The sequence below is a fragment of the Streptomyces sp. NPDC006512 genome, from assembly GCF_040611935.1.
Lineage (GTDB): Bacteria > Actinomycetota > Actinomycetes > Streptomycetales > Streptomycetaceae > Streptomyces.
The window spans coordinates 69,488-93,179 of record NZ_JBEXPG010000028.1 but is presented as its reverse complement, the minus strand read 5'-3'; the positions used below and the strand labels follow the sequence as shown (position 1 = coordinate 93,179).

At 73.0% G+C, this 23,692-nt stretch carries 24 protein-coding genes and 1 pseudogene; 15 read left to right on the top strand and 10 right to left on the bottom strand.

Translation table 11 applies throughout. The features are described from left to right. Positions 1-32: 32 nt before the first annotated feature. Positions 33-824, bottom strand: a complete 792-nt coding sequence (locus tag ABZZ17_RS21095) for a LysR family substrate-binding domain-containing protein (RefSeq protein WP_356877823.1) — start codon at positions 822-824, stop codon at positions 33-35. 58 nt (positions 825-882) lie between these two features. Here ABZZ17_RS21095 and ABZZ17_RS21090 point away from each other — a divergent pair, with 58 nt between their 5' ends. The 6 genes and pseudogenes from ABZZ17_RS21090 (at position 883) to ABZZ17_RS21065 (ending at position 5,049) form a co-directional block, all read left to right on the top strand. Then, positions 883-1,290 (top strand): DUF5997 family protein, encoded by a 408-nt coding sequence (locus ABZZ17_RS21090; RefSeq protein ID WP_356877822.1) that lies wholly within the window; start codon positions 883-885, stop codon positions 1,288-1,290. 285 nt (positions 1,291-1,575) lie between these two features. Then, positions 1,576-1,798: pseudogene (locus tag ABZZ17_RS21085) on the top strand (hypothetical protein); the annotation flags it as partial. A 191-nt stretch (positions 1,799-1,989) separates the two neighbouring features. Beyond that, positions 1,990-2,436 carry a DoxX family protein gene (locus ABZZ17_RS21080; RefSeq protein ID WP_356877821.1) on the top strand — a complete coding sequence of 149 codons (447 nt, stop codon included), beginning with the start codon at positions 1,990-1,992 and terminating at the stop codon, positions 2,434-2,436. A gap of 192 nt (positions 2,437-2,628) precedes the next feature. Next, the gene (locus ABZZ17_RS21075) at positions 2,629-3,552 is read left to right on the top strand and encodes an ion transporter (RefSeq protein WP_356877820.1); all 924 of its coding nucleotides are present in this window, start codon (positions 2,629-2,631) and stop codon (positions 3,550-3,552) included. Between the two features lie 119 nt (positions 3,553-3,671). After that, the gene (locus tag ABZZ17_RS21070; protein WP_356877819.1) at positions 3,672-4,436 is read left to right on the top strand and encodes a molybdopterin-dependent oxidoreductase; all 765 of its coding nucleotides are present in this window, start codon (positions 3,672-3,674) and stop codon (positions 4,434-4,436) included. Continuing rightward, positions 4,420-5,049 carry a cytochrome b/b6 domain-containing protein gene (locus ABZZ17_RS21065; RefSeq protein ID WP_356877818.1) on the top strand — a complete coding sequence of 210 codons (630 nt, stop codon included), beginning with the start codon at positions 4,420-4,422 and terminating at the stop codon, positions 5,047-5,049. The genes ABZZ17_RS21070 and ABZZ17_RS21065 overlap by 17 nt, the downstream gene beginning before the upstream one ends. Positions 5,050-5,083: 34 nt before the next feature. On the opposite strand, the gene ABZZ17_RS21060 is transcribed toward ABZZ17_RS21065, so the two are convergent. The 6 genes from ABZZ17_RS21060 to ABZZ17_RS21035 all read right to left on the bottom strand — a co-directional run bounded on the left by ABZZ17_RS21060 (position 5,084) and on the right by ABZZ17_RS21035 (position 11,890). Then, on the bottom strand, positions 5,084-6,652 hold the full coding sequence (locus tag ABZZ17_RS21060; protein ID WP_356877817.1) for a hypothetical protein: 1,569 nt from the start codon (positions 6,650-6,652) through the stop codon (positions 5,084-5,086). A gap of 130 nt (positions 6,653-6,782) precedes the next feature. After that, positions 6,783-7,442 (bottom strand): ATP-binding cassette domain-containing protein, encoded by a 660-nt coding sequence (locus tag ABZZ17_RS21055; protein ID WP_356877816.1) that lies wholly within the window; start codon positions 7,440-7,442, stop codon positions 6,783-6,785. Beyond that, entirely contained in the window at positions 7,435-8,355 is a 921-nt protein-coding gene (locus ABZZ17_RS21050) for an ABC transporter ATP-binding protein (RefSeq protein WP_356877841.1), read from the bottom strand. The genes ABZZ17_RS21055 and ABZZ17_RS21050 overlap by 8 nt, the downstream gene beginning before the upstream one ends. 59 nt (positions 8,356-8,414) lie before the next feature. Next, positions 8,415-9,287, bottom strand: a complete 873-nt coding sequence (locus tag ABZZ17_RS21045; RefSeq protein WP_356877815.1) for an ABC transporter permease — start codon at positions 9,285-9,287, stop codon at positions 8,415-8,417. Beyond that, on the bottom strand, positions 9,280-10,245 hold the full coding sequence (locus ABZZ17_RS21040; RefSeq protein ID WP_356877814.1) for an ABC transporter permease: 966 nt from the start codon (positions 10,243-10,245) through the stop codon (positions 9,280-9,282). The genes ABZZ17_RS21045 and ABZZ17_RS21040 overlap by 8 nt, the downstream gene beginning before the upstream one ends. 43 nt (positions 10,246-10,288) lie before the next feature. Continuing rightward, positions 10,289-11,890 carry an ABC transporter substrate-binding protein gene (locus ABZZ17_RS21035; protein ID WP_356877813.1) on the bottom strand — a complete coding sequence of 534 codons (1,602 nt, stop codon included), beginning with the start codon at positions 11,888-11,890 and terminating at the stop codon, positions 10,289-10,291. Between the two features lie 246 nt (positions 11,891-12,136). On the opposite strand from ABZZ17_RS21035, the gene ABZZ17_RS21030 reads away from it, so the two are divergent. Then, positions 12,137-13,102, top strand: coding sequence for a fibronectin type III domain-containing protein (locus ABZZ17_RS21030; RefSeq protein ID WP_356877812.1), 966 nt, complete (start codon positions 12,137-12,139; stop codon positions 13,100-13,102). Between the two features lie 150 nt (positions 13,103-13,252). Next, positions 13,253-15,277, top strand: coding sequence for an NB-ARC domain-containing protein (locus ABZZ17_RS21025; protein ID WP_356877811.1), 2,025 nt, complete (start codon positions 13,253-13,255; stop codon positions 15,275-15,277). 143 nt (positions 15,278-15,420) lie between these two features. Here ABZZ17_RS21025 and ABZZ17_RS21020 read toward each other — a convergent pair whose 3' ends face one another. Further along, a complete protein-coding gene (locus ABZZ17_RS21020; protein ID WP_356877810.1) occupies positions 15,421-15,606 on the bottom strand; it encodes a DUF5999 family protein in 186 nt (61 codons plus the stop codon). A gap of 156 nt (positions 15,607-15,762) precedes the next feature. On the opposite strand from ABZZ17_RS21020, the gene ABZZ17_RS21015 reads away from it, so the two are divergent. Next, positions 15,763-16,212 carry an SRPBCC family protein gene (locus tag ABZZ17_RS21015; protein WP_356877809.1) on the top strand — a complete coding sequence of 150 codons (450 nt, stop codon included), beginning with the start codon at positions 15,763-15,765 and terminating at the stop codon, positions 16,210-16,212. 137 nt (positions 16,213-16,349) lie between these two features. On the opposite strand, the gene ABZZ17_RS21010 is transcribed toward ABZZ17_RS21015, so the two are convergent. Next, complete coding sequence (locus ABZZ17_RS21010; RefSeq protein WP_356877808.1) at positions 16,350-17,579, bottom strand: acyl-CoA dehydrogenase family protein; 1,230 nt, start codon at positions 17,577-17,579, stop codon at positions 16,350-16,352. Positions 17,580-17,761: 182 nt separating this feature from the next. On the opposite strand from ABZZ17_RS21010, the gene ABZZ17_RS21005 reads away from it, so the two are divergent. Continuing rightward, positions 17,762-18,406 carry a TetR family transcriptional regulator gene (locus ABZZ17_RS21005; RefSeq protein WP_356877807.1) on the top strand — a complete coding sequence of 215 codons (645 nt, stop codon included), beginning with the start codon at positions 17,762-17,764 and terminating at the stop codon, positions 18,404-18,406. A 37-nt stretch (positions 18,407-18,443) separates the two neighbouring features. Here ABZZ17_RS21005 and def read toward each other — a convergent pair whose 3' ends face one another. Further along, positions 18,444-18,998, bottom strand: a complete 555-nt coding sequence (gene def, locus ABZZ17_RS21000; protein ID WP_356877806.1) for a peptide deformylase — start codon at positions 18,996-18,998, stop codon at positions 18,444-18,446. 123 nt (positions 18,999-19,121) lie between these two features. On the opposite strand from def, the gene ABZZ17_RS20995 reads away from it, so the two are divergent. The 5 genes from ABZZ17_RS20995 to ABZZ17_RS20975 all read left to right on the top strand — a co-directional run bounded on the left by ABZZ17_RS20995 (position 19,122) and on the right by ABZZ17_RS20975 (position 23,577). Then, positions 19,122-20,360 carry a MurT ligase domain-containing protein gene (locus ABZZ17_RS20995; protein ID WP_356877805.1) on the top strand — a complete coding sequence of 413 codons (1,239 nt, stop codon included), beginning with the start codon at positions 19,122-19,124 and terminating at the stop codon, positions 20,358-20,360. Between the two features lie 29 nt (positions 20,361-20,389). Beyond that, on the top strand, positions 20,390-21,118 hold the full coding sequence (locus ABZZ17_RS20990) for a glutamine amidotransferase (RefSeq protein ID WP_356877804.1): 729 nt from the start codon (positions 20,390-20,392) through the stop codon (positions 21,116-21,118). A gap of 191 nt (positions 21,119-21,309) precedes the next feature. After that, positions 21,310-22,335: a 6-phosphofructokinase gene (locus ABZZ17_RS20985; RefSeq protein ID WP_356877803.1), complete on the top strand. Its 1,026-nt coding sequence runs from the start codon at positions 21,310-21,312 to the stop codon at positions 22,333-22,335. 91 nt (positions 22,336-22,426) lie between these two features. Continuing rightward, the gene (locus ABZZ17_RS20980) at positions 22,427-23,383 is read left to right on the top strand and encodes a cytochrome c oxidase assembly protein (RefSeq protein ID WP_356877802.1); all 957 of its coding nucleotides are present in this window, start codon (positions 22,427-22,429) and stop codon (positions 23,381-23,383) included. Positions 23,384-23,415: 32 nt separating this feature from the next. Beyond that, positions 23,416-23,577: a hypothetical protein gene (locus ABZZ17_RS20975; RefSeq protein WP_356877801.1), complete on the top strand. Its 162-nt coding sequence runs from the start codon at positions 23,416-23,418 to the stop codon at positions 23,575-23,577. Positions 23,578-23,692: the final 115 nt, after the last annotated feature.

The window sequence follows — 23,692 nt, the reverse complement described above, 5'->3', positions numbered from 1 at the left end:
GCCGGCCATCGGCGTGCGTGCGTACCTGCGGTCTACGGCTTGCGGCGCGGCTTGCCGCGCTTGGCGGCGGCCTTGGGGGCGGCGGAACCGCCCCGCGGGTTCTTGCCGGCCTGCTTGCCGCCCGACTTCCCGGCGGCCTTGCCCGCGGCGCCCTTGCGCTGGCCGCCGCTCGCGTCGGGGCGCTTGCGCTGCTTGGGCTGCGGCGGCGTCGGCGGGCGGCCCCGCGTGCTGTTCACCGTCCGGCCGCGGACGATGCCGATGAACTCCTCGACCAGGTCGGTGGTCTTCTCCTCCGGCCAGGACAGGGCGATCCGCGACTCCGGGGCGTCCGACACCGTCCGGTAGGTGAGGTCCTTGCGGTGGTGCAGGCGGGCCAGGGACTGGGGGACGACGAGGACTCCGATGCCGGCGGCGACCAGCTCGATGGCGTCCGCCGTGGTCTCGGGGCGCTCGAAGGCGGGCTTCCCGGGGAGGGTCTCCCAGCCGAGGACGTCGTCGAGGGGGTGGAGCACGATCTCGTCGGCGAGGTCCCCGGTCGACACCTCTTCCGCCGAGGCCACCAGGTGGTCCTTGGGGATCACGACCACGGTCGTCTCGGTGTACAGCGGGATCGCGCTGAGGTCGGTCCGGTCGACGGGCAGCCGCACGAAGCCCGCGTCGGCTCCGCTGCCGCGCAGCAGGTCGAACGCTTCGGCGGCGGGCACTCCGACGAGGGTCAGGGGGACGTCGGGCAGCCGCTCGTTCCAGATCCGCACCCACTTGGTGGGCGTCACTCCCGGGACATAGGCGAGCCGGAACGAAGGGGATGTTTCCGAGCCTGTCACCCCGCCAGGTTACCGGTCGTGGTCGGAGGTAGCGCACACGCTCGATACCCTTGACCCCATGACGTCGCACCAGAGCACCCAGACGATGAAGCCCGCGACCGCGGCGAAGAAGCTGGGTGTGTACCTCGAAGCCACCCCCGCCGAGTTCCAGGAGGGTGTGGTTTCGCGCACCGAGCTGAACACCCTCCAGGCCGATCCGCCCGCGTGGCTGGTCGAGCTGCGGCGCAACGGTCCGCACCCCCGCCCCGTGGTCGCGGCGAAGCTCGGCGTCTCCATCGCCGGTCTCGCGCGCGGCGGAGTCACCGAGGCCCTGACCACGGAGCAGATCGAGGCCGTGAAGCAGGAGAACCCCGAGTGGCTGCAGAAGGAGCGCGCCACCCAGGCCGAGGTCCGCAAGGAGACCGTCCGCATCAAGGAGAAGAAGGCGGAGAAGGCGGAGAAGGCCCAGCGCGACCAGCGTTCCTGACCTCCCTCCCGCTCCTCCCTCCCCGCTCCTTCCCGCGCCGCGGCGGCCCGCCGCCGGTCGGCTTCCGGTCGGGGCGGGTCTGACGCCGAGGCCCGGGCGACCCGTGGGCCGTACGGTGCCGGCCCATGATCGGCGGCGCGCAGCAGGCGCCCGCCGAGGTCCACCCAGCGGGCCGGGGACGCCGTGGTCATCGGGGCCTCCGTAGCGGCGGTTGACTCCGGGGCCGCCGGCGAGCCAGAAGAAGGGGTACGGCTCGGCCGGACCCCGTCGTGCGGCGTCGACGAGCTGACCGGGCGCGTGCGGGTCGGAGCCCACGGCCCCGATCCCCGAAGGGGACGCGTCGCGCTCGCCTTCACCACCGCCGAGGCGGTACGCCACGAGGGCCGCGCCGGGCGGTTACCGCGACGAGGTCCTCAGCCTGCGCCTCGACGCCGCCGTCGGCTCCTGCGCCGTCGAACCGGGCGCCCTGCCCGCCGGCGGACCCCTGTGCCGCTCCCGGGCCAGGGCCGAGCGGTCAGCGCCCCGGATGCTGGTCGTCGGCGTCGTCAACTCCCTCCTTCCGTTGGGTGGCGCGAACCGTGCTCCGAGTGGCCGATTCCTGAACTTGCCATACAAGTTAGGCCTACCTAACCTATGGCTCGCCGCGGCCATGGTCGCAGGCACGCGCCTCGGACCCCGTCCCCACCGAAGGAGCCCCCCATGCCGGACCGCCTCAACACCGCCCAGCCCTACGCCGTCTCGCTCTTCCGGATCGTCACCGGGCTGCTCTTCGCCTGTCACGGCGCGGCCTCCCTCTTCGGCGTCCTGGGCGGCGCCCACGGCGGCGGAACGGTCGCCGCCGGCACCTGGCCCGGCTGGTACGCCGCCGTGATCCAGCTCGTCGCCGGCACCCTCGTCCTGCTGGGCCTCGGCACCCGTTCGGCCGCGTTCGCGGCGGCCGGCTCGATGGCCTACGCGTACTTCGTCGTGCACCAGTCGAAGGCGCTGTGGCCCCTGGAGAACGGCGGCGAGGCCTCCGCCATGTTCTGCTGGGCGTTCCTCCTGCTGGTGTTCACGGGGCCGGGCGCCCTCGCCCTCGACGGCCTGATCGCGGCCCGCGCCGACAGAGGCCGGACGGAACCCCGCCCGGAGGCCGTGGCCGTCTGAGGAATCGATACCTCACGCGGTGGAACACCGCGGCGGTGCCCGGTCCGCGCCACGGACCGGGCACCGCGCGCTTCCGGGTGGCGTACCGTCTGAAACCCGTTCGTCCGTACGGCGTTAGACGGTTCGGACCGGCGTGCGCGCCCGCGCACCGAGCCGGTCCGGTCTGCTGCCGATGGAAGTACGAGGAGCGAAATGACGGACGCGATGCCGGCCGGACGCGGTCGCAGGAAACTGGCCGCCCGTTGCCGGCGGATCACCGAGGACCCGACGTTCGGGATGACCGTCTTCGTCGTGATCCTGCTGAACGCGGCGCTCATGGGGGCCGAGACGTACAGCGGGCTCGCCCGGACGCACCGACAGGCACTGGGCATCGCGGAGGAGTGCTGCCTCGCCCTGTTCACCCTGGAGATGCTCCTGCGCATCGGTTCGTTCATCGACCGGCCGAAAGCATTCTTCCGGGACCCCTGGAACGTCTTCGACCTGCTGGTGGTCGCCTCGGCGTTCGTGCCGCTGCTGCGCGAGAACACCACCGTGCTGCGGCTGTTGCGCCTCGCCCGGGTGCTCCGCACCGCCCGCTTCCTGCCCCACCTGCGCATCCTGCTGATCGCGGTCGGCAGGAGCCTGCCGGGTACCGCCAGTTTCCTGTTCGTCGGCGCGCTGGTGCTGTACGTGTACGCCATGGTCGGCTGGGTCTGCTTCGCGGAGTCGGACCCGCAGCACTACGGCTCGATCGGGCGGGCCTCCCTCACCCTCTTCCTCCTCACCACCCTCGACGGCCTGACCGACGCCGTCCGGGCCGGGCTCCAGATCTCCCGGTTCAGCATCATCTACTACGCCTCCTACGCGCTGCTCGCCTCGTTCGTCCTGGTCAACGTCCTCATCGGGGTGGTGCTCAACTCCCTCGACGAGGCCCGCGAGATGGAGGCGGAGGACAAGCGGGCGCGGGAGCGCGCGGACGGCACGGGCGACCCGGCCGGGGAGGTGCGGGAGCGGATCGTGGCGGCCCGGATCGCACTGGACGAACTGGAGGCCAGTCTCGCCGATACTCCCCCCGCCCCCGACCGCGGTAAGGAGCGGGAGGAGAACCGGGAACGGGAACTGGAGTCGGCGGTGTAGCGCCGCCGGCCGGGCCGGGGCCTGCGCGGGGGCGGAACCCCGGCCGCGGATGTGACGGAAGTCTGACGAGCGGCCCGGCCCCCTGGCGCCGGAGGCCGCGGCGGTGGTCGAATCCCCGCATGAGCACGAGCACGGACAGCGACACGGACAGGGACACCGGACAGCCGGAGGACCCCGACGGGCACGGCACCCCGGTCGGGCGCCGGCTGGTCCTCGCCATGGCCGGGCTCGGCGCCCTGGGGCTGGCGGCCTCCCCCTGGCTGCGCCGAGCGGCCGAGGCCGGGCTCGGCGCCGCCGCGGGCCGGGATCCGACGGGGCTGACCGGGCTGCTGCCGAACGGGGGCGGGTTCCGGTACTACTCGGTGGCGTCCTCCGTCCCCGAACTCGGCCCGGCCGACTACCGGCTCACCGTCGACGGGCTGGTCGAGCGGCCGGCCTCGTACGGCCTCGACGAACTGCGCGGGATGCCGCAGGCGCGGGTGGTCCGCGACGTCCAGTGCGTCACCGGCTGGCGGGTGCCCGCCACCCCCTTCGAGGGCGTGCCGGTGCGGCGGCTCCTCGACGCCGCCGGGGTGCTGCCCGGGGCGCGGGCCATCCGTTTCGGCTGCTTCGACGGGACGTACACGGAGAGCCTCACCCTCTCCCAGGCCCGGCGCGAGGACGTGATGGTGGCCCTGCGGATGCAGGACCGGCCGCTGAGCCACCGCCACGGCGGCCCGGTCCGGCTGTACGTGGCGCCGATGTACTTCTACAAGTCCGCGAAGTGGCTCTCCTCGATCACCGTGACCCGTGACGTGGAGCCCGGCTACTGGGAGGAGCTCGGCTACGACGTCGACGCCTGGGTCGGCAAGTCGAACGGACGCGACGATGCCCCCACCGTCTGAAACCGCCGGCCTGCCGCCCCGCGTACGCCGCTTCGGCCGCGCCCAGCGCTGGACCCATCGGGCCACGGCCGCTCTCATGGGGGTGTGCCTGGTCTCCGCCGGCTGCCTGTACCTGCCGCCGCTCGCGGAGTTCGTCGGGCGCCGGCACCTGGTCGTCACCGTCCACGAGTGGTCGGGGCTGCTCCTGCCCGTCCCGTTCCTGGCGGGGCTGGCCTCCCGGGCCTTCCGCACCGACCTGCGCTTCCTGAACCGGTTCGGTCCGCACGACCGGGTCTGGCTGCGGTCCGTGCTGCGCCGCCGGGGGCCGCGGCCCGCCGGGAAGTTCAACGCCGGGCAGAAGCTGTACGCGGCCTGGCTGGCCGGGGCCGTCCTGGTGATGCTGGGCACCGGACTGCTGATGTGGTTCACCGGGCTCGCGCCGCTCGCCGTGCGCACGGGCGCCACCTTCGTCCACGACTGGCTGGCGTTGGCGGTCGGGATCGTGGTGGCCGGGCACATCGGCCGGGCGCTCGGCGATCCGGAGGCCCGGCGCGGCCTGCGCACCGGCTCCGTCGGCCGGTGGTGGGCCGAACGGGAGCATCCGCTGTGGCGGCCCGGGGACGGACCGCGCTGAGCCCCCGCCGGTCGGGCGGGGGCCTGGCGTACGGTCAGCCGCCGTCGCGGACGGCGACGATGCCGTTGAACACGCCGACGTAGGCGGTGCCGTCGGGGCCGAGGGTGATCGGCGCCCAGTTGTTGTCGTACAGCGGGCCGGTACCGGTCAGCTGCCGCCAGCGGCGCTCACCGGTGCGGAAGTCCACCGCGGTGAGGTACCAGGCGTCGATGCCCCAGGAGTTGGGCTCCTTCTCGTAGAAGTAGAGCAGCCCGTTCGCGGTGGAGAGCTTGGGGACCACGGAGGGAGCGCGGACGGCGCTCTCCCAGACCGTGTCGCAGCCGCTTCCGTCGGGGCGGACGTCGATGCGGCTGACGCCGCCGACGACCGACTTGCCGAGGAGCAGCGAGGTGGGGTTCTCGTAGCCGTAGTTGTTCTCGACGACGATGCTGTTGCCCCAGGTGATCAGGGAGTTGTCGGTGGTCGAGGCGCCGGAGCCGAAGACGGGCACCTTGCAGACCAGGCGCTGGTCCGCGGGGACGTCGACGCCCCGCCGGTAGACCAGGACGTTCATCCGGTCGTCGGAGTTGTCGGTGATGGCGACGTACCCGTTGCCGAACAGGTCCGGGGTGGTGCCCGAACCCTGGTTCACGGAGCCGGGCTTGGTCCCGGTCCCGCGGTCGTACGTCTGGCGCCACTGCGCCACGGGGGTGCCGTCGGCGCCGGCGCGGAAGCTGTACAGGGCGTGGTCGGTGACGATGGAGACCCCGTCCTCGGCGACCGAGAAGGAGTTCTGGATCTCCTCGCCGGTGAGCCGGACGGAGCGGATCACCGAGGTCGCCGGGTCCACGGTGCCGACGCGGCCCTGGCGGGTGACCCACCAGATGCGGCCGTTCCAGTCGGGCATCACGGAGGTGACGGGGTCGCAGGTGCCGCTGGGCCACAGGTTGGTCCAGGTCACGCAGTCGTGCGGAACCTGGCCGGTGAGGTCCCAGTCGTTGTCGACCGTGAACTTCCAGGTCCCGTCCGGGTTCTGGGAGTGGGAGAGGCGCAGGATGTGCTGGCGGGAGTCGGCCAGCACGGCCCGGTCCTGGTTGTCCAGGTAGAAGTAGGCGCCGCCCGAGGTGTCCTTGAAGATCTTCGCGAAGTCGAGCGAGGTGATCGCCTCGACCGTCGAAGAACGCTGCGGGAGCTGGTACTCCGCGAGCGTGGCGAGCGTACGGGGCTCCAGGAGCTTGACCTTGAAGCCGGAGAAGGTGCCGCAGACGGTGACCAGGCGGCCGCCCGCGTCGAAGGTGGCGGTGGCGCACTCGCCGCCGAGGGCGGCGATCTTCTCGCTGGTGACCTGCGGGTTCCTGCCGAGCGGTCCGGCCCACGGGGAGGTGGCGCTGCCCGCGGCGTCGGAGTGCATGCCGCTGCGGCCGTTGGGCGCGAGGAAGGGGTGCTGCGGCGGGGCTTCGCCGGGCAGCGGGACGGCGGTGGCGGGGCTGCCGTCGTACTGGCTGACCAGGCGGTGGCCGGGCGCCTTGGGGATCTCTTCGGCCTGGGCCGGGGAGATCCCGTACATCACCGTCAGTGCGGCGAGGGCGGGGACCACAGCGCAGTTCAGCGCTCTTCGGAACATCCGGACATCCTCCTTCGTCTTCGGTCTTGTTGACATTGCGTCTGACATCGCGCCGCCGCCAGACGCTAGATCGCGCCGCCCGAGGAGTCCATGGATGCGCCGGATGATTCACGAAGGCGCAACAAGTCGATCAATGTCCGGTGATGTCGCTCCAGTTGGCCGTGCGGTCGCACCAGCGGCCGAGCAGCACCGGATCGTGGCCGACGGCGAGGAGCCCGGCGCCGGATTCGGCCCGGTACTCCTCGACGACGGCGACGAGGGCGGCCGTGGTGGAGGCGTCCAGCATCGCGGTCATCTCGTCGCACACGAGCCAGCGCGGGCGCAGCACCAGCGCCCTCGCCACGCAGGCGCGTTGCAGCTGGCCGTCGCTGACCTCGTGGGGGCGCCGGGCGAGGAGGTCCGCGCCCAGGCCGACCCGGTCGGCGAGCTCGGCGACCCGCGCGTCCGCCTCCGTACGACGGCCCGTCGCGCGGAGCGGTTCGGCGACGAGGTCGCGCAGCCGCAGGCGGGGGTCGGCCGACAGGCGGGGCTGCTGGAAGACGACGCCGACTTCGGTGCGCAGGGAGCGCGGGGCCCGGTGCCGGAAGCCCGTCACGGTGCGGCCGCCGAGGGTGACGGTCCCCCGGTCGGGCCGGTGCAGCAGGGCGGCGACCCGGGCCAGCGTGGACTTGCCGCAGCCGCTGGGCCCGAGCAGCCCGAGGGCCTCGCCGGGGTGCAGGGCGAGGTTCGCGTCGCGCACGACGGGGCTGCGGCGGTCGTATCCGGCGGTGATCCCGGCGAGCTCAAGCATGGTGGCAGGCCACCCCTTCGGCGAACGGGGGCCGGGCGGCCCGGCAGGTGGCGTCGGCGAGGGGGCAGCGGGCGGCGAAGGCGCAGCCGGGCGGGAGGTCGCCGAGTTCGGGCGGGGCGCCGGGGATGGGGGTGAAGGCCCGTTCGGGGAGGGCGTCGAGCAGGCCGCGGGCGTAGGGGTGGCGGGGGCCCGGTGCGCCGAAGAAAGCCTCGGCGGGGGCGGTCTCCACGATCCGTCCGGCGTACATGACGGCGACGGTGTCGGCGATCCGCTGGGCGGCCGCGAGGTCGTGGGTGATCATCAGCAGGGCGCGGCCGGCGTCCCGGGTGTGGGCCCGCAGTTCGTCGACGGTGCGGTGGACGAGGTCCCGGTCGAGGCCGGTGGTCGGCTCGTCCGCGAGGAGCAGGGGGGCGTCCCCGACGAGGGCGAGTGCGGTGGCGGCGCGCTGGGCGAGACCGCCGGAGAGTTCGTGCGGGTAGCGGTCGAGGTGGCTCGCGGGGAAGGCGGCCCGGGCGGCGGCCGCCTCGGCGGCGGCCCGCAGTTCCGCACGGCGCCGGCGGGCCCCGCGCGGGCCCTTCCCGTCCGTGCCGGTGAGTTCCCGGACGGTCTCCTCCAGGTGGGAGCGGACGGTGCGGACGGGGGTGAGGTGGGCGGCGGGGCTCTGCGGTACGAGGCCGATCCGGCGGCCCCGCACGGTCCGGGCGAGGGTGGCCTCGTCGGCGGCCAGCAGGTCGAGGCCGTCGGCGAGCCGGGCGGAGCCGGCGGTCTCGGCGTTGCCGGGGAGCAGGCCGAGCAGGGCGGAGGCGAGGACGGACTTGCCGCAGCCGCTCTCGCCGACGAGGGCCAGGCAGGCGCCCGGTCCCAGCCGGAAGGTGGCGTCGGTGACGGCCTCGACGTGGCGGCCGGCGCGCATCCGGAAGCGGACCGAGAGCCGGTCCACGGCGAGGACGGTCCCGGCGGGCGGGGTCGTGGTCACAGGGTCAGCTCCGAGCGGCGTCGGGGGTTCAGCCGGTCGCGCCAGGCGCCCGCGAGGCCGGCGACGGCCAGCGTGGGGACGATCAGCAGCAGGCCGGGGAAGAGCGTGGGCCACCAGTCCCCGGCGAGCAGCGAACCGCGGGCCGTCTGGACGAGGTTGCCGAGGCTGGCCTGGTGGGACGGCAGGCCGAGGCCGAGGAAGGACAGGGCCGACTCGTGCCACATGGCGTGCGGGATCATGAGCACCGCGGCGAGTCCGGCCTGCGGGAGCACGCCCGGTACCAGGTGCCGGACGGCGACCCGCCACCTGGAGGCTCCGCCGGAGACGGCGGCGTCCACGAACAGGCGGCCGCGCAGTGAGAGGACCTCGGCGCGCACGATCCGGGCCGTGGACAGCCAGTGGGTCAGGGCCACCGAGACCACGACCGGCCACACCCCGGGCCGGAACAGGGCCACGATGAAGACGCCGAGCAGGAGGTGGGGTATCGACGACAGGGTGTCGACGGCCCGCATGACGAGGCGGTCGGTCCAGCCGCCCAGCGCCCCGGCCGCGGCGCCGACCGCCGTGCCGATGACGGTGGCGACCAGGGCGGCGACCAGTCCGACCAGCAGGGAGACGCGGAGCCCGTAGACGCAGCGCAGGAGCAGGTCCCGGCCGACGTCGTCGGTGCCGAAGGGGTGTTCCCAGGACGGCGGGAGCAGCCTCGCCGAGAGGTCGACGGCCTGCTGGTCCAGCTGCGCCAGCGGGGGTACCAGCAGGACGGCGAGGACGGTCAGGGCGGCGACGGCGGCGCAGACGCGCACGCGCAGGGTCCGGGTGGAACGCCGGTCCGTACCGCGGGACTTCCAGGTGAGCGCCGGTTCAGCCATCGAAGCCCACCCTCGGGTCGGCGAGTCCGTACAGCAGGTCGGACAGCAGGTTGCCGGCCAGGACGGCCGCGGTGGCCAGTACGGTGAGCGCGGCGAGCAGCGGGAAGTCGACCGAGGTGGCGGCCTGGACGGTGGCGGCGGCGATGCCGGGCCAGCTGAACACGGTCTCCACGAGCAGGGCGCCGGTGATCAGTTCGGGGACCCGTGAGCCGATGAGGGTGAGCATCGGGAGCATGCCGGAGCGCAGTCCGTGGCCCAGCAGGACCCGGCGTTCGGCCGTGCCCCGGGCGCGGGCCCCGCGTACGGGGTCCTCCTCCAGGGCGTCGGCCACGCCCTGGCGGACGTACAGGAAGAACCAGGGCAGCTGGGAGATGCCGAGCACCAGGGCGGGCAGTACGAGGTGGGAGGCGACCTGCCCGAAGGTGACCGTGTCGCTGGCGGCGTCCGTGAGTCCGCCGGAGGGCAGGACACCCAGGCGTACGGAGAAGAACCAGATGGCCAGCAGTCCCAGCCAGAAGGCGGGGGCCGCCTCCAGGGTGTAGGCGAGGGCGGACACGCCGCGGTCCAGGAGGCCGCCCTGGCGGCGGGCGGCGAGCACGCCGAGTCCGGCGCCCAGCAGGACGGCCACGGCGAAGGCGCAGGAGGCGAGCAGGGCGGACCAGCCCACCCGCTCGGCGATCACGTCGGCGACGGGCTGGCGCATGACGGAGGAGGTGCCGAGGTCCCCGGTGAGGGCCGAGGCGAGCCAGTCCCACCAGCGGGTCACGAGTGGCTGGTCGACGCCGAGGTTGGTCCGCAGCTGGTCGAGTTCGGCCTGCGGGGCGGTGAGCCCGGCGGTGCCGGCGTAGGCCTTGACGGGGTCGAACGGGGACAGTGCGGCGACGGCGAAGACCCCGAAGGTGACGACGAGCAGGACCGGGGCGGCGAAGAGGATCCGCCGCCCCGTCATGCGTGCCATCGGCCCCCAGGGAAGGCGGAGCGGGCTGGTCACGTGCGTCGGCTCACTTCTGCTTCGGCTTCCAGGTCTCCACGTTCCACCAGGGGCCGGAGCCGAGGCCGTGGTCGTGCGGTTCGACCTGGGTGGCCGGTCCGTCCCACTTGTCGTTGACGACGTACAGGTGGTCGATGTGGGTGAGGAAGACGTAGCCCGGGTTCTTCACGAGTTCGCGCTGCACGGTGTCGTAGGCGGCCTTGCGGACGGCCGGATCGCCGCTCTCGCGGCCTTCGACGAGGGCCCGGTCGACGGCGGGGTTGTCGTACCACGCCATGTTGTTGAACCCGTCGCCGCCGAGGGAGGAGGTCAGCAGCAGGTACTGGTCGAAGTCCGGGTCGGCCGGGGAGCCGCCGCCCGCGAGGACGGCGTCGGTCTTCATCCGGGGCTCGATGACCTCCCAGGTCCCGGCCTCGGTCTTGACCTCGATGCCGGCCTTCTTGGCGTCGGAGGCGAAGGCCAGGGCGTGGTCCTGGCGGATCTTGTCGCCGGAGGTGTACCAGAGCGGGAAGGAGGCGCGGACCCCGTCCTTGACGCGGACGCCGTCCGCCCCGGCCTTCCAGCCGGCGTCGTCGAGGATCTTCTTCGCCCGGTCGAGGTCGTACGCGCGCTCGGTGCCGGCGGTGAACCAGGGGCTGCCGACCGGGACCGGGCCGTAGGCTGCCTTACCGGCGCCCTCCAGGAGCTTGTCGACCATGGTCTTCCGGTCGACGGCGACGTCCAGCGCCTGCCGGACCGCCACGTCACCGGTGACCTTGTGGTGCGTCGGGAGGGTCACGTTGCGGTAGTCGAAGGTCTTGGCCGCGTAGGTGGTGCGGGCCTCGTCCTTCTCGAAGCCGCGGGCGAGGTTCGGGGGCAGGATCGCCGCGTCCAGTTCGCCGGAGCGCAGCCGGGTGGCGCGGACGTCGTCGTCCTTGACGATCGCCATGGTGAACTTCTTCACCGCGGGCTCGCCGCCCCAGTAGGAGGGGTTGGCCTTGAAGCTGATCTTCTCGCCCTTGGACCAGCCGGTGAGGAGGTAGGGGCCGGTGCCGACGGGCTTGGTGGTGAAGTCGCCGCTGTTGACGTCCTGCTTGCCGGCGATGTGCTCGGGCGCGATGGGCAGGACGGTCCGCTCGGCGAACGGCGCGTAGGGGTACTTCAGGGTGAAGACGACCCGGTCCTCGCCCTGCGCGGTGACGTTCTCGACGGCGTCCAGCTCGCTCTTCGAGGCGTTGTTCGTCGCCGGGTCGAGGATCTTCTTGTAGGTGAAGACCACGTCCTTGGCGCCGAAGGGCGCCCCGTCGCTGAACTTCACGCCCTGGCGCAGCTTGTACGTGTACGTGCGGCCGTCGGCGGAGACCTCCGGCAGGGCCTCGGCCAGCGCGGGCTTCAGCTTCATGTCGGCGTCGTGGGTGAGCAGGCCGTCGAAGATCTTGGAGTTGCCGTCCTTGCCGTAGCCCAGCAGCGGGCTGAGGGTCTCCGGCTCGGTCGCGATGCCGACGACCGCGGAGTCGGCTCCCGAGGCGGAGGCTCCGGCTCCGCCCGTCGGATTCGAACAGGCCGCCACGCCCGTGATGAGTACGGCGGCGAGCGTCGCCGCGGCGGCTCCCCGTGCTGTCCGGGCCGTCATGCTGTGCACATCCCTGTTCGCGATCATCTGTTATTGCAAAGAGATCGCAATAATGCCAGACGGGATCAGAAGAAGCCGAATCGGATCACAGACGGCACAGCGCCTCCGACCCCCTCAAGGCCAGGCAAATCCCTTGCCAGACCGGCGGGTTCCGGCCTCCTGGGGCTTGCCCGGGCCCCGCCGCACGTGCCATATATGTCTAGACCTTTACGAGGACGACGACGAGGATCCGGAGGAAGCGCCCCCGTGCGACGCACCGCCCCGCCGCGCCCCCTCCCGGCGGCGCTCGCCCTCTGCCTGGCCCTCGCGGCCCTGGCCGGCTGCACGAGCGCCGACACCGAGCCCCCGCCCGCCCCCTCCGGTCTCACCGCCCAGGCCGGCAGCGCCACCTCCGTGCACGTGATGTGGGAGGCGGCCGCGCCCACCGACGGCGTGACCGGGTACCAGGTGTTCCAGGCCGGACAGCTGGTCCGGGACCTCCCCGCCGACAAGACGATGGTCGACGTCACCGGCCTCGCCCCGCAGACGCCCTACGACTTCAGCGTCCGGGCGCGCGACGCCGCCGGAAACCGCTCCGCCCTGAGCGCGGCCGCGCGCACCACCACCCCGGCCGCCCGGGCCGAGGACCGGCAGCCGCCCTCCGCGCCGCCCGCGGCGACGGGCGGCGCCCGGGGCCCCCGTACGGTCGGGCTGGGCTGGACCGCGGCCGCCGACGACACCGGCGTGACCGCGTACGACGTCTACCAGGGCGGAGTCCGGATCCACACCGTCGGCCCGGGCGAGACCTCCACCACCCTCGACGGACTCCAGCCCGGCACCGCGTACGTCTTCACCGTCCGCGCCCGGGACGGCGCCGACAACTCCTCCCCCGACGGGCCGGCCGTCGCCGTGACCACCCCGCCGGACCCGGCGCAGGGCCCCGGCACCGCCCCCGGCGCCTTCACCGCGACCGCCTCTCCCGGCATCGTCGACCTGGCCTGGACCGCCCCGGACACCGGCCGCGCGACCACCGAGTACGAGCTCTACGTCAACGGACGGCCCGTCACCGTCATCCAGTTCGGCGCGGGCGCCCGGCCCGGCGGCCCGGCCGCGCACCGCCTCACCGCGACCGAGCCCGCCGGTACGGCCTGGACGCTGAAACTGCGGGCCCGGCTGCCCGACGGCAACTGGGGCGCCTTCTCGACCGAGCAGCGCGTCGTCCTCGCCGGCTGACGCGGCGGCCGCCTTCCGGCCGCCGATCTGACCCGAACGGCCCTGCCACGAAAGAAGATCGCGCACAATACATCCGTGTTCGGTGAGTACTCGGTCAACGACAATCAGGCAGACTCCGCAGGCGGCGGCCCTGCGCCAGACTCTGGCGCCGTGCCGGGAAACCTGCCGCCGGAGACGGCGAGCTTCGTCGGCCGGGAGGGTGAACTCACCTATCTCGGCGCACTGTTGCGCCGGCGCAGGCTGGTCACCCTGACCGGGGTGGGCGGCGTCGGCAAGTCCCGCCTCGCCCTGCGGGCGGCCGCCGACCGCCGGCAGGCCCGGGCCGACGGCGTCTGGTGGGTGGAGCTCTCCCCCCTGCGCGACCCCGCCCTGCTCACCACGACCGTCGCCCACGCCATCGGCCTCGCCGACCACTCCGCCCACTCCCTCGACGAGGAACTGTGCGCCTGGATGGCCGACAAGGAACTCCTGCTCGTCCTCGACACCTGCGAGCACCTGGTCGCCGAAGTCCGCCACCTGGCCGCCGAACTCCTCCAGTCCGCCCCCGGCCTGACGGTGCTGGCCACCTCGCGGGAGCGGCTGGGCTCCCCCGGCGAAACCGTCGTCGACGTGCGCCCGCTGCCCTGCGACGGCCCCGACAGCGACGCCCTCGCCCTCTTCCGGGCCCGCGCCCTCACCGCCACCCCGCAGGCCGCAGAGGTCTTCGCCGACGCCGGCCGGACCGCGATCGCCGCCGAGGTGTGCCGGCGCCTGGACGGGATCCCGCTCGCCCTCGAACTCGCAGGGGCCCGGATGCGGTTGTGGTCGCTGGAACAGGTGGCGCAACGGCTCGGAGCCCGGTTCGATGTCCTCGCCGACACCCGCGCCCCGCTGCTGCCCCGCCACCAGACCATGCGCACCGCCATCGGCTGGAGCCACGAGCTGTGCGAGCCCGTGGAACGGCTGCTGTGGGCCCGGCTGTCGGTGTTCACCGGGGACTTCGACGTGGCCGCCGCCCGGTCGGTGTGCTCCGGCGGCCCGTTGGCCGCTTCCCGGGTGGAGCGCGTCCTGGAGGGCCTGGTCGCGAAGTCCGTCGTACGGCGCTCCGAGGAGCGGGGAGCCGGAGCCCGCTACCGGATGCTGGACACCATCCGCGAGTTCGGCCACGACTGGCTGGCCGAACTGGACGAGGTACGCACGGTCGCGGACCGGCACGCCCACTGGTACGCGGCCCTCGCCGAGGCCGCCGACCTGGGCTGGCTGGGGCCCGCCCAGGTGGACTGGTACCGCAGGATGACCGCCGAGCACGCCCAGCTGCGCACCGCCCTGGAACACCTCCTCGGCACGGACCCCGGGGCCGCCCTGGAGATGGCCGGGGCCCTGTGGTTCTTCTGGTTCGCGTGCGGGCACGTCCACGAGGGCCGGGGGTTCCTGGAGCGGGCCCTGGCCGAGACCCCGCCCGGCGGGGCGGGCCACGTCCAGGCGCTGTGGGCGCTCGGGCTCACGGCCCTGCTCCAGGGCGACATGGGCGCCGCCCAGGACGTCGGCGCCCGGTGCACCCGCGCGGCGGCCGCGCTGGCCGACCCGGAACAGGAGCTGCGCGCCGCCTACCTGCGGGCGGTGTCGGTCCTGATGCCGGGCGACCCGCGGACGGCGCTCGCGCTGGCCGGCCCCCGGGCGCGGGCCGGCCACGGCGGGCGGACCAGCGGGGCGGGCTGGCTGCTGTGCCGGCTGGCCACCGGCTACGCGCTGTGCGACCTCGGGCGCTTCGAGGAGGCCGCGGAGGAGGCGCGCGGGCTGCGGGAGGCGTGCGCGGAGCTCGGCGAGCGGTGGCTGCGCGCCTACGCGGACTACATCCTGGCCGTGTCGGCGCTCGGGCTCGGACACCACGGCGAGGCGGCCCGCTACGTACGGGCGATGCTGTCCGGCAAACGGCTGCTGGGCGACCGCTTCGGCATCGCGCTGGGCCTGGACGTGCTCGCGGCGGCCGTGGCGGCCCTCGGCGACGGGGAACTGGCCGCACGGCTGCTCGGTACCGGGCACGCCTGGTGGCGCACGGTGGGCAGGCCGCAGATGGGCGGCTCGCCCTCGCTCACGGCCCTGCGGGACCAGGGCGAGCGGCAGGCCCGCGCGGCGATCGGCGACGCGGCGTACGAGACCGCGTTCCTCGGCGGCGCGGCTGCGTCCACCGGCTGACCGGCAGCCGGTGGACGGCGTGACTCCGGGGCTCCCGTCAGTACGGGAGGGGTCTGCCCGACGGGGTACGCAGGTCCAGGTCTCGGGGGGCGGGCTTGGGGACGGGCTTGCGGATCAGCTGCTGGCGCACGCTGCCTCCTCGGTCAGACCAGGGCCGGCCGACGGGGTTCCACCGTCCGGCCTTCGGGGAGCAGTTCACCTGTGTCGTCGAACACCACGACGCCGTTGCAGAGCAGGCTCCAGCCCTGTTCGGGGTGGGAGGCCACGGTGCGGGCAGCGTCGTGATCGGCGCTGTCGGCGGGCGGGCAGGGGGGCTGGTGGGAGCACATTGGCGCACCTCCTCGCAGAGTGGGGCGGGAGGGCCGGTGGTCACCCGGTCGAATCCGCGATCCACGGTGGCGGTGAGTATTACTGATCGCCGCCCCCGGACGGAACCCATATTCGCGGTCCAGTTCAGGGTGTGTATGCCCGCTTACCATGCGCTCATGCCCGCTATCCGGATCATTCGCCGCAGTCCGCTCCCGCCCGCCGAGGTGTGGCGCAGGCTCACGGACTGGGAACGGCACGGCGCACAGGTCCCGCTGACCCGGACGATCATCGAGACGGAGCCTCCGACGCACGTCGGAACGCGGTTCACGGCGCGCACGGGAGTGGGAAGGGTCACGTTCGACGACACGATGGAAGTCGTCCTCTGGCAGCCTCCGGCGGCCCCTCCCGCAGCCCCTTCCGCCGGGCTGGTCCGCCTGGAGAAGCGGGGCCGGGCGGTGACGGGCCGGGCGGAGATCGAAGTGCGGCCGCTGCCCTCCGGGGGCACGGAGGTGCACTGGCGCGAGGACCTCCGCCCGCGCGGCGTCCCCCGCCTCCTCGACCCCCTGACCGCCGCCGCCGGCCGCCTCCTGTTCACCCGCGCCCTGACCCGCCTCCTCGCCCCCTGACCCGGGTCGAACCGGGCGCGCTCGCGGCCGGGTCGTGTCGTCGAGGTCGCGCCTGCCCGGCGGGTTCCGGCACGCACGCTCCCTGGCGCCGTGACCGCGGTCCTACACGCACGCTCCCTGGTGCCGTGACCGCGGTCCTAGCGGATGGGCATGCCCGAGATGGTCCGCGCGATCACCAGCCGCTGGATCTCGCTGGTCCCCTCGAAGATGGTGTAGATCGCGCTGTCGCGGTGCATCCGCTCCACCGGGTACTCCCGGGTGAAACCGTTGCCGCCGAGGATCTGGACGGCCTGCGCGGTGACCTTCTTGGCCACCTCGCTCGCGAACAGCTTGGACATCGAGCCCTCCGCCGAGGTGAACGGCCGGCCCGCGACCGCCATCCACGAGGCCCGCCACACCAGCAGCCGGGCCGCGTCGATCTGCGTGCGCATGTCGGCGAGCTGGAAGGCGACGCCCTGGTTGTCGATGATCGGGCGCCCGAACTGGGTGCGGGTCTTCGCGTAGTCGAGGGCGACCTCGTAGGCCGCGCGCGCCGTGCCCACGGCCATCGCGCCGACCGCGGGCCGGGACGCCTCGAAGGTGGCCATGGCGGCGTTCTTCACCCGCTCGCCGCCGCCCGCCGCCGCCCGCTCGCGGGCCCGCGCGAGGCGCTCGTCGAGCTTGCCCTTGCCGCCGAGCAGGCAGGAGCCGGGTACGCGGCAGTCCTCCAGGACGACTTCCGCGGTGTGGGAGGCGCGGATGCCGTGCTTCTTGAACTTCTGCCCCTGTGAGAGTCCCGGGGTGCCGGGCGGCACGATGAAGGAGGCGTGGCCCTTGGTCCCGAGCTCGGGGTCGACCACGGCCACCACGATGTGCACGTTGGCGATGCCGCCGTTCGTGGCCCAGGTCTTGGTGCCGTTCAGCACCCACTCGTCCTTGGCCTGGTCGTACACGGCGCGGGTGCGCATCGCGCCGACGTCGGAGCCGGCGTCCGGCTCCGAGGAGCAGAAGGCGGCGACCTTGACGTCGTCGGGGGTCCCGTACATCTGGGGGATCCAGGTGCCGATCTGTTCCTCGGTGCCGTTGGCGACGACTCCGATGGCGGCCAGGCCGGTGCCGACGATGGACAGGGCGATGCCGGCGTCGCCCCAGAAGAGCTCCTCCATCGCCATCGGGATGCCGAGGCCGGTCGGGTCGAAGAACTGCTGGGCGTAGAAGTCCAGGGAGTAGATGCCGACCTTGGCCGCCTCCTGGATGACGGGCCACGGAGTCTCTTCGCGCTCGTCCCATTCGGCGGCGGCGGGGCGGATCACGTCGGCGGCGAAGCCGTGGATCCAGTCGCGCACCTGCTTCTGGTCGTCGTTGAGCTCCATGGTGAACTCCGCCATGTCCCCTCCAGCTGTCTCACGTGGCACCCAGCGAAGTTACTGCCGGTAACCTGAACAAGGGCCACAGTCTGTTACCGGTCGGTAAGCACTGTCAAGCGCCGCCGATTCGATCGCGAGGGTGTGCGGGGTGTTACGTTGCGTGGGCGTCACGCACATCGCAAGGGCGGGGAGAGAAACACGTCATGCAGACCACTCAGCAGGCCGGCGAGCCGGGAGCGGCGGACCGCCGTCGGCGGGAGCTGCTCGAGGCGGCCGACCGCGTCGTACTCCGGGACGGCCCCAAGGCCTCCATGAACGCCATCGCGGCCGAGGCCGGCATCACGAAGCCGATCCTCTACCGGCACTTCGGCGACAAGGCGGGCCTCTACCAGGCCCTCGCCGTCCGGCACACCGACGCACTGCTCGACTCGCTGCGGGCCGCGCTCGACGCCCCCGCCGAGCGGCGCCGGCGGGTCGAGGCCACGCTCGACACCTACCTCGCCGCGATCGAGGCCCGCCCGCAGGTCTACCGCTTCCTGATGCACCCGGCCGAGGACTCGCAGAGCCCCGAGCGGGGCTTCGACGTCGGCCTGCACTCGGCCCCGCTGCTGCGCCGCCTCGGCGAGGAACTGGCCCAGGTGGTCGGCGAACGGGTCGACCTCGGCCCGGGCGGCGAACGCACGGCCCGGATCTGGGGGCACGGCATCGTCGGCATGATGCACGCCGCCGGGGACTGGTGGCTCGGCGAGCGCCCGTGCGAGCGCGCCGAGCTGGTGGCGGGCCTCACCGACCTGCTCTGGGGCCGCCTGTCCACGGCGGGCAACCGCGAGGACGGCCCCGGCTTCTGACGGACCGCCACCCACGGGCGGCGGTCCGGGCCCCGGTTCAGCCGCGCGGCGCCCGCGCACCCCACGGGGCCTTGCGGATCGCCCGCCGCAGGCGCCGCGCGCGCAGTCCGGTCACCCGGTCCGCGTAGACGGTGCCGTCGAGGTGGTCGCACTCGTGCTGGAGGCACCGGGCGAAGAAGCCGGTGCCCTCGATCCGTACGGGGGCCCCGTCGGAGGTGACGCCCTCGACGACCGCGCGGTCGAAGCGGACGGTCCCGGCCTCCAGTCCCGGCAGGGACAGGCAGCCCTCGGGACCGCGGTACTCGTCCCCGTCGGCCGCGACCAGCCGGGGATTGACGACGTGCCCGACGTGGCGCACGTCCTCGTCGTCCGGGCAGTCGTAGACGAAGACCCGCTGTCCCACGCCGATCTGGTTCGCGGCGAGCCCGACGCCCTGGGCGGCGTACATCGTCGCGAACATGTCCTCGACGAGCCGGTCGAGCTCCGGGCCGAAGTCGGTGACCTCCGCGCAAGCGGAATGGAGCACCGGATCGCCCAGCAGGCTCATGGTGCGGACGAGTCCGTTGGTACCGGGGAGGGGGCGCTGTCGCATGGCCGTAAGGGTACGACGGGCGAATATATGAGGAGATCCGCGGCGGCCTGGGGGCGCCGCGGTCAAGGCCGCGGCCGGTACTGGATAGGCTGGGGCCGACCGACGCAAGGAGGACAAGGGACGATGGCAGGCAACACGGAGCCGCTTTCGCCGCGGGCCAAGCTGGCCGTGACGGCGGGCAAGGCCGCGGCGGCGGTGTCGCGGGCCGCGGGACGCGGAAGCGGATCGGTGATCGGTGGCAAGGTCGCACTCAGGCTGGACCCCGATCTTCTCGGCGCGCTGGCGCAGCATCTCGACGTCGTCCTCGTGTCCGCGACGAACGGCAAGACCACGACGACCCGCCTGATCGCGGAGGCCCTGCGGGCCGCCGGTCCGGTCGTGTCCAACGCGCTGGGCGCGAACATGCCGGCGGGCATCACCTCGGCCCTGGCCGGGGGCTCGGACGCCAAGTACGGCGTCATCGAGGTCGACGAGAAGTACCTGGCCGGGGTGGCCCGGGACGTCACCCCCAAGGTGATCGCCCTGCTGAACCTCTCCCGTGACCAGCTGGACCGGGCCGCGGAGACCCGCATGCTCGCCGAGAAGTGGCGCGAGGGCCTGGAGGGTTCGAAGGCCGTCATCGTCGCGAACTGCGACGACCCGCTGATCGTGTGGTCGGCCTCCTCCTCGCAGAACGTGGTGTGGGTCGCCGCCGGCCAGGAGTGGAAGGACGACGCCTGGTCGTGCCCCTCCTGCGGTGGTGTGATGCAGCGCCCCGGCGACGACTGGTTCTGCGGCGAGTGCGGTTTCCGCCGCCCCACGCCGAGCTGGGTGCTCTCCGGCGACCACGTGCTGGACCCGCACGGCTCGGCCTGGCCGATCCACCTCCAGCTGCCGGGCCGCGCCAACAAGGCGAACGCCGCCACCTCGGCCGCCGTGGCCGCCGTGTTCGGCGTGCCGCCGCAGGTCGCGCTGGAGCGGATGTACCAGGTGCAGGCCGTGGCCGGCCGGTACGACGTCGTGAGCTTCATGGGGCGCGAGCTGCGGCTGCTCCTCGCGAAGAACCCCGCGGGCTGGCTCGAAACGTTTTCGCTGATCGACCCGCCGCCGACCCCGGTGATCCTGGCGGTGAACGCGCGCGGCGCCGACGGCACCGACACCTCCTGGCTGTGGGACGTCGACTACCCGCGCCTGGCCGGTCACCCGATCTTCGTGATCGGCGACCGCAAGCTGGACCTGGCGGTGCGTCTGGAGGTCGCGGGGCTGGACTTCCGGGTGTGCGAGACCATCGACGAGGCCGTGCAGCTGGCGCCGCCCGGGCAGATCGAGCTGATCGCCAACTACACCGCCTTCCAGGACGTGCGCCGCCGCGTCGGCAACTAGCCCCCGTCAGAAACGCAGAGGACAAGAGCATGAGCGACAACAGCCTGCGTCTGGTGTGGGTCTACCCCGACCTGCTCAGCACGTACGGAGACCAGGGCAACGCCCTCGTCGTGGAGCGCCGGGCGCGCCAGCGCGGCCTGGACGTGCAGCGCGTGGACGTGCGCAGCGACCAGCCCATCCCGACCTCGGGTGACATCTACCTGATCGGCGGCGGCGAGGACCGGCCGCAGCGGCTGGCCGCCGAGCGGCTGCTGCGCGACGGCGGCCTGGAGCGGGCCGTCTCCAACGGGGCGATCGTCTTCTCCGTGTGCGCCGGGTACCAGATCCTCGGCAAGGAGTTCGTCAACGACATGGGCCAGCGCCAGGAGGGCCTGGGCCTGCTGGACGTCGTGACCGTGCGCGGCGAGGGCGAGCGGTGCGTCGGCGACGTGCTCGCCGACATCGACCCGCGCCTGGGCCTGCCGCAGCTGACGGGCTTCGAGAACCACCAGGGCGTCACGCACCTCGGCCCGACGGCCCGCCCGTTCGCCCGGGTGAGCATGGGCCGCGGCAACGGCAGCGGCGACGGCACCGAGGGCGCGTACAACGACACCGTCTTCGGTACGTACATGCACGGCCCCGTGATGGCCCGCAACCCGCTCATCGCGGACCTGCTGCTGAAGCTGGCCCTCGACGTGAACGCGCTGCCGGCCATAGACGACCGCTGGTACGAGGCGCTGCGCGCCGAGCGCATCGCGGCGGCCACGCAGCCCGCGTAGCGCGCCGCACCCCCCGCGACCGGCCCGGATCCCCCCGAGGGGGATCCGGGCCGCGTGCGTTCGTACGACGGAGGGGACCAGCATGTGGAGGATGGTTCAGTCCACTGCGGATCCGCTTGTAGGGTGACGGTTAGTTCCAACCGGACGACGTGGTCCGGTCGTCGGCCCACGTTGCAAAGGTTCTTCCTGCCATGCGCATTGGTGTGCTCACTTCCGGAGGCGACTGCCCCGGCCTCAATGCCGTCATCCGCTCCGTCGTGCACCGCGCCGTCGTCGACCACGGCGACGAGGTCATCGGCTTCCACGACGGCTGGCGCGGCCTGCTGGAGTGCGACTACCGCAAGCTCGACCTGGACGCCGTGAGCGGCATCCTGGCCCGCGGCGGCACCATCCTCGGCTCCTCCCGCGTCCAGCCCGCGCACCTGCGCGACGGCGTGGAGCGGGCCCGCGGACACGTCGAGGACCTCGGCCTCGACGCCATCATCCCGATCGGCGGCGAGGGCACCCTGAAGGCCGCCCACCTGCTGTCGCAGGGCGGCCTGCCGATCGTCGGCGTGCCGAAGACCATCGACAACGACATCGCGTCCACCGACGTGACCTTCGGTTTCGACACCGCCGTGGGCGTCGCCACCGAGGCCCTGGACCGGCTGAAGACCACCGCCGAGTCCCACCAGCGCGTGATGGTCGTCGAGGTCATGGGCCGCCACACCGGCTGGATCGCGCTGCACTCGGGCATGGCGGCCGGCGCGCACGCCATCGTCGTGCCGGAGCGGCCCTTCGACATCGAGGAGCTGACGGCGATCGTCGGCGAGCGGTTCGAGGCGGGCAAGCGGTTCGCGATCGTCGTGGTCGCCGAGGGCGCCAAGCCGGCCGAGGGCTCGATGGCGCTGGAGCAGGGCGGTACGGACATCTACGGTCACGAGCGGTTCGCCGGCATCGGCAACCGGCTGGCCGTCGAGCTGGAGGAGCGCCTCGGCAAGGAGGCCCGTCCGGTGATCCTGGGCCACGTCCAGCGCGGCGGCACGCCGACCGCGTACGACCGGGTCCTGGCGACCCGCTTCGGCTGGCACGCGGTCGAGGCGGCGCACCGCGGCGAGTTCGGCATGATGACGGCCCTGCGCGGCACGGACATCGAGATGGTTCCCCTCGCCGGGGCCGTGGAGACCCTGAAGACGGTCCCGTCCGAACGGTACGAAGAGGCGCAGAACGTCCTGTGATGTTTCCCGCCTCCTGATGGCGCCCCCGGACGCGATCGCGTCCGGGGGCGCCATTACTGTGGTGGGGCACCACGGTCAAGGGAGTGAACAGATGGATCACAGCGGGCACGGCATGGACATGCACATGGACTTGCCGCCGTTCACTCTCGCGCGCGGGCTGGAGTTCTCCTTCGACGCCGTGTTCCTGTTCGCCTCGCTGGCCGGGCTCGGCCTGTACGGCTGGGGCGTGCTGCGGCTGCGCCGGCGCGGGGACTCCTGGCCGGTGGGCCGGACCGTCGCCTTCACCACCGGTGTGCTGACGGTGATCCTGGTGATGTGCACCAAGCTGAACGACTACGGCATGGTCATGTTCAGCGTGCACATGGTCCAGCACATGGTGATCAGCATGGTCACCCCGATCCTGCTGCTGCTCGGCGCTCCGGTGACGCTGGCGCTGCGCGCCCTGCCGCCCGCCGCGCGCGGTCACAAGGGTCCGCGCGAGCTGCTCCTGATGCTGCTGCACAGCCGGTACATGCGGATCGTCACCCACCCGGCCTTCACCATTCCGATGTTCATCGCGAGCCTCTACGGGCTCTACTTCACCCCGCTCTTCGACTTCCTCATGGAGAGCCGGGCCGGGCACGTGGCGATGATGGCCCACTTCCTCGCGGTCGGCCTGATCTTCTTCTGGCCGATCATGGGCGTGGACCCGGGCCCGCACCGCCCCGGCTACGTGATGCGGATGCTGGAGCTGTTCGCGGGCATGCCCTTCCACGCCTTCTTCGGCATCGCGCTGATGATGGCGAGCGAGCCGATGATCAAGACCTACTCCGACCCGCCGGCCTCCCTCGAGATCGACGCGCTGCTCGACCAGCAGTGGGGCGGCGGCATCGCCTGGGCCTTCAGCGAGATCCCCTCGGTACTGGTCCTGATCGCCCTGGTCTACCAGTGGTACCACTCGGAGCAGCGGGCCGCGAAGCGCTCCGACCGGGCCGCCGACCGGGACGGCGACCAGGAGCTGGCGGCGTACAACGCGTATCTCGCCTCGCTCCAGGGGCGCGGCCAGTAGCGCGGGAGCGCCTTCTGGCGTCACCATGGGGCATGACCGGATCCGTTAAGGCGATGGCCGTCACGACCCTCGCCGCTCTGGTGGCCGTCTCCGCGTACTCCGTGGCGCTCGGCAGCAACGGCTGGCTGTGGTTCGGCTGGGTGGTGCTGGGGCTGCTGACCCTCGGACTGGCCGCCTCGCGCAGCAGCGTCTGACCGGCCCGCCCCGCGGCCCTGCCCGGCGTGGCCCCGGAGGCCCGCCGGACAGCGGGCTGCCCCCGACCCTCCTGATCCGTGCCTGACTGTCCGTAGGATGGACGTGACATTGAGG

What these genes read in the sequence shown, in the direction of transcription:
- ABZZ17_RS21090 (WP_356877822.1), top strand. Translation starts at nt 883, where the DNA reads ATGACGTCGCACCAGAGCACCCAGACGATGAAGCCCGCGACCGCGGCG.
- ABZZ17_RS21080 (WP_356877821.1), top strand. Translation starts at nt 1,990, where the DNA reads ATGCCGGACCGCCTCAACACCGCCCAGCCCTACGCCGTCTCGCTCTTC.
- ABZZ17_RS21075 (WP_356877820.1), top strand. Translation starts at nt 2,629, where the DNA reads ATGACGGACGCGATGCCGGCCGGACGCGGTCGCAGGAAACTGGCCGCC.
- ABZZ17_RS21070 (WP_356877819.1), top strand. Translation starts at nt 3,672, where the DNA reads ATGAGCACGAGCACGGACAGCGACACGGACAGGGACACCGGACAGCCG.
- ABZZ17_RS21065 (WP_356877818.1), top strand. Translation starts at nt 4,420, where the DNA reads ATGCCCCCACCGTCTGAAACCGCCGGCCTGCCGCCCCGCGTACGCCGC.
- ABZZ17_RS21060 (WP_356877817.1), bottom strand. Translation starts at nt 6,652, where the DNA reads ATGTTCCGAAGAGCGCTGAACTGCGCTGTGGTCCCCGCCCTCGCCGCA.
- ABZZ17_RS21055 (WP_356877816.1), bottom strand. Translation starts at nt 7,442, where the DNA reads ATGCTTGAGCTCGCCGGGATCACCGCCGGATACGACCGCCGCAGCCCC.
- ABZZ17_RS21050 (WP_356877841.1), bottom strand. Translation starts at nt 8,355, where the DNA reads ATGCGCGCCGGCCGCCACGTCGAGGCCGTCACCGACGCCACCTTCCGG.
- ABZZ17_RS21045 (WP_356877815.1), bottom strand. Translation starts at nt 9,287, where the DNA reads ATGGCTGAACCGGCGCTCACCTGGAAGTCCCGCGGTACGGACCGGCGT.
- ABZZ17_RS21040 (WP_356877814.1), bottom strand. Translation starts at nt 10,245, where the DNA reads ATGGCACGCATGACGGGGCGGCGGATCCTCTTCGCCGCCCCGGTCCTG.
- ABZZ17_RS21035 (WP_356877813.1), bottom strand. Translation starts at nt 11,890, where the DNA reads ATGACGGCCCGGACAGCACGGGGAGCCGCCGCGGCGACGCTCGCCGCC.
- ABZZ17_RS21020 (WP_356877810.1), bottom strand. Translation starts at nt 15,606, where the DNA reads ATGTGCTCCCACCAGCCCCCCTGCCCGCCCGCCGACAGCGCCGATCAC.
- ABZZ17_RS21015 (WP_356877809.1), top strand. Translation starts at nt 15,763, where the DNA reads ATGCCCGCTATCCGGATCATTCGCCGCAGTCCGCTCCCGCCCGCCGAG.
- ABZZ17_RS21010 (WP_356877808.1), bottom strand. Translation starts at nt 17,579, where the DNA reads ATGGCGGAGTTCACCATGGAGCTCAACGACGACCAGAAGCAGGTGCGC.
- ABZZ17_RS21005 (WP_356877807.1), top strand. Translation starts at nt 17,762, where the DNA reads ATGCAGACCACTCAGCAGGCCGGCGAGCCGGGAGCGGCGGACCGCCGT.
- def (WP_356877806.1), bottom strand. Translation starts at nt 18,998, where the DNA reads ATGCGACAGCGCCCCCTCCCCGGTACCAACGGACTCGTCCGCACCATG.
- ABZZ17_RS20995 (WP_356877805.1), top strand. Translation starts at nt 19,122, where the DNA reads ATGGCAGGCAACACGGAGCCGCTTTCGCCGCGGGCCAAGCTGGCCGTG.
- ABZZ17_RS20990 (WP_356877804.1), top strand. Translation starts at nt 20,390, where the DNA reads ATGAGCGACAACAGCCTGCGTCTGGTGTGGGTCTACCCCGACCTGCTC.
- ABZZ17_RS20985 (WP_356877803.1), top strand. Translation starts at nt 21,310, where the DNA reads ATGCGCATTGGTGTGCTCACTTCCGGAGGCGACTGCCCCGGCCTCAAT.
- ABZZ17_RS20980 (WP_356877802.1), top strand. Translation starts at nt 22,427, where the DNA reads ATGGATCACAGCGGGCACGGCATGGACATGCACATGGACTTGCCGCCG.
- ABZZ17_RS20975 (WP_356877801.1), top strand. Translation starts at nt 23,416, where the DNA reads ATGACCGGATCCGTTAAGGCGATGGCCGTCACGACCCTCGCCGCTCTG.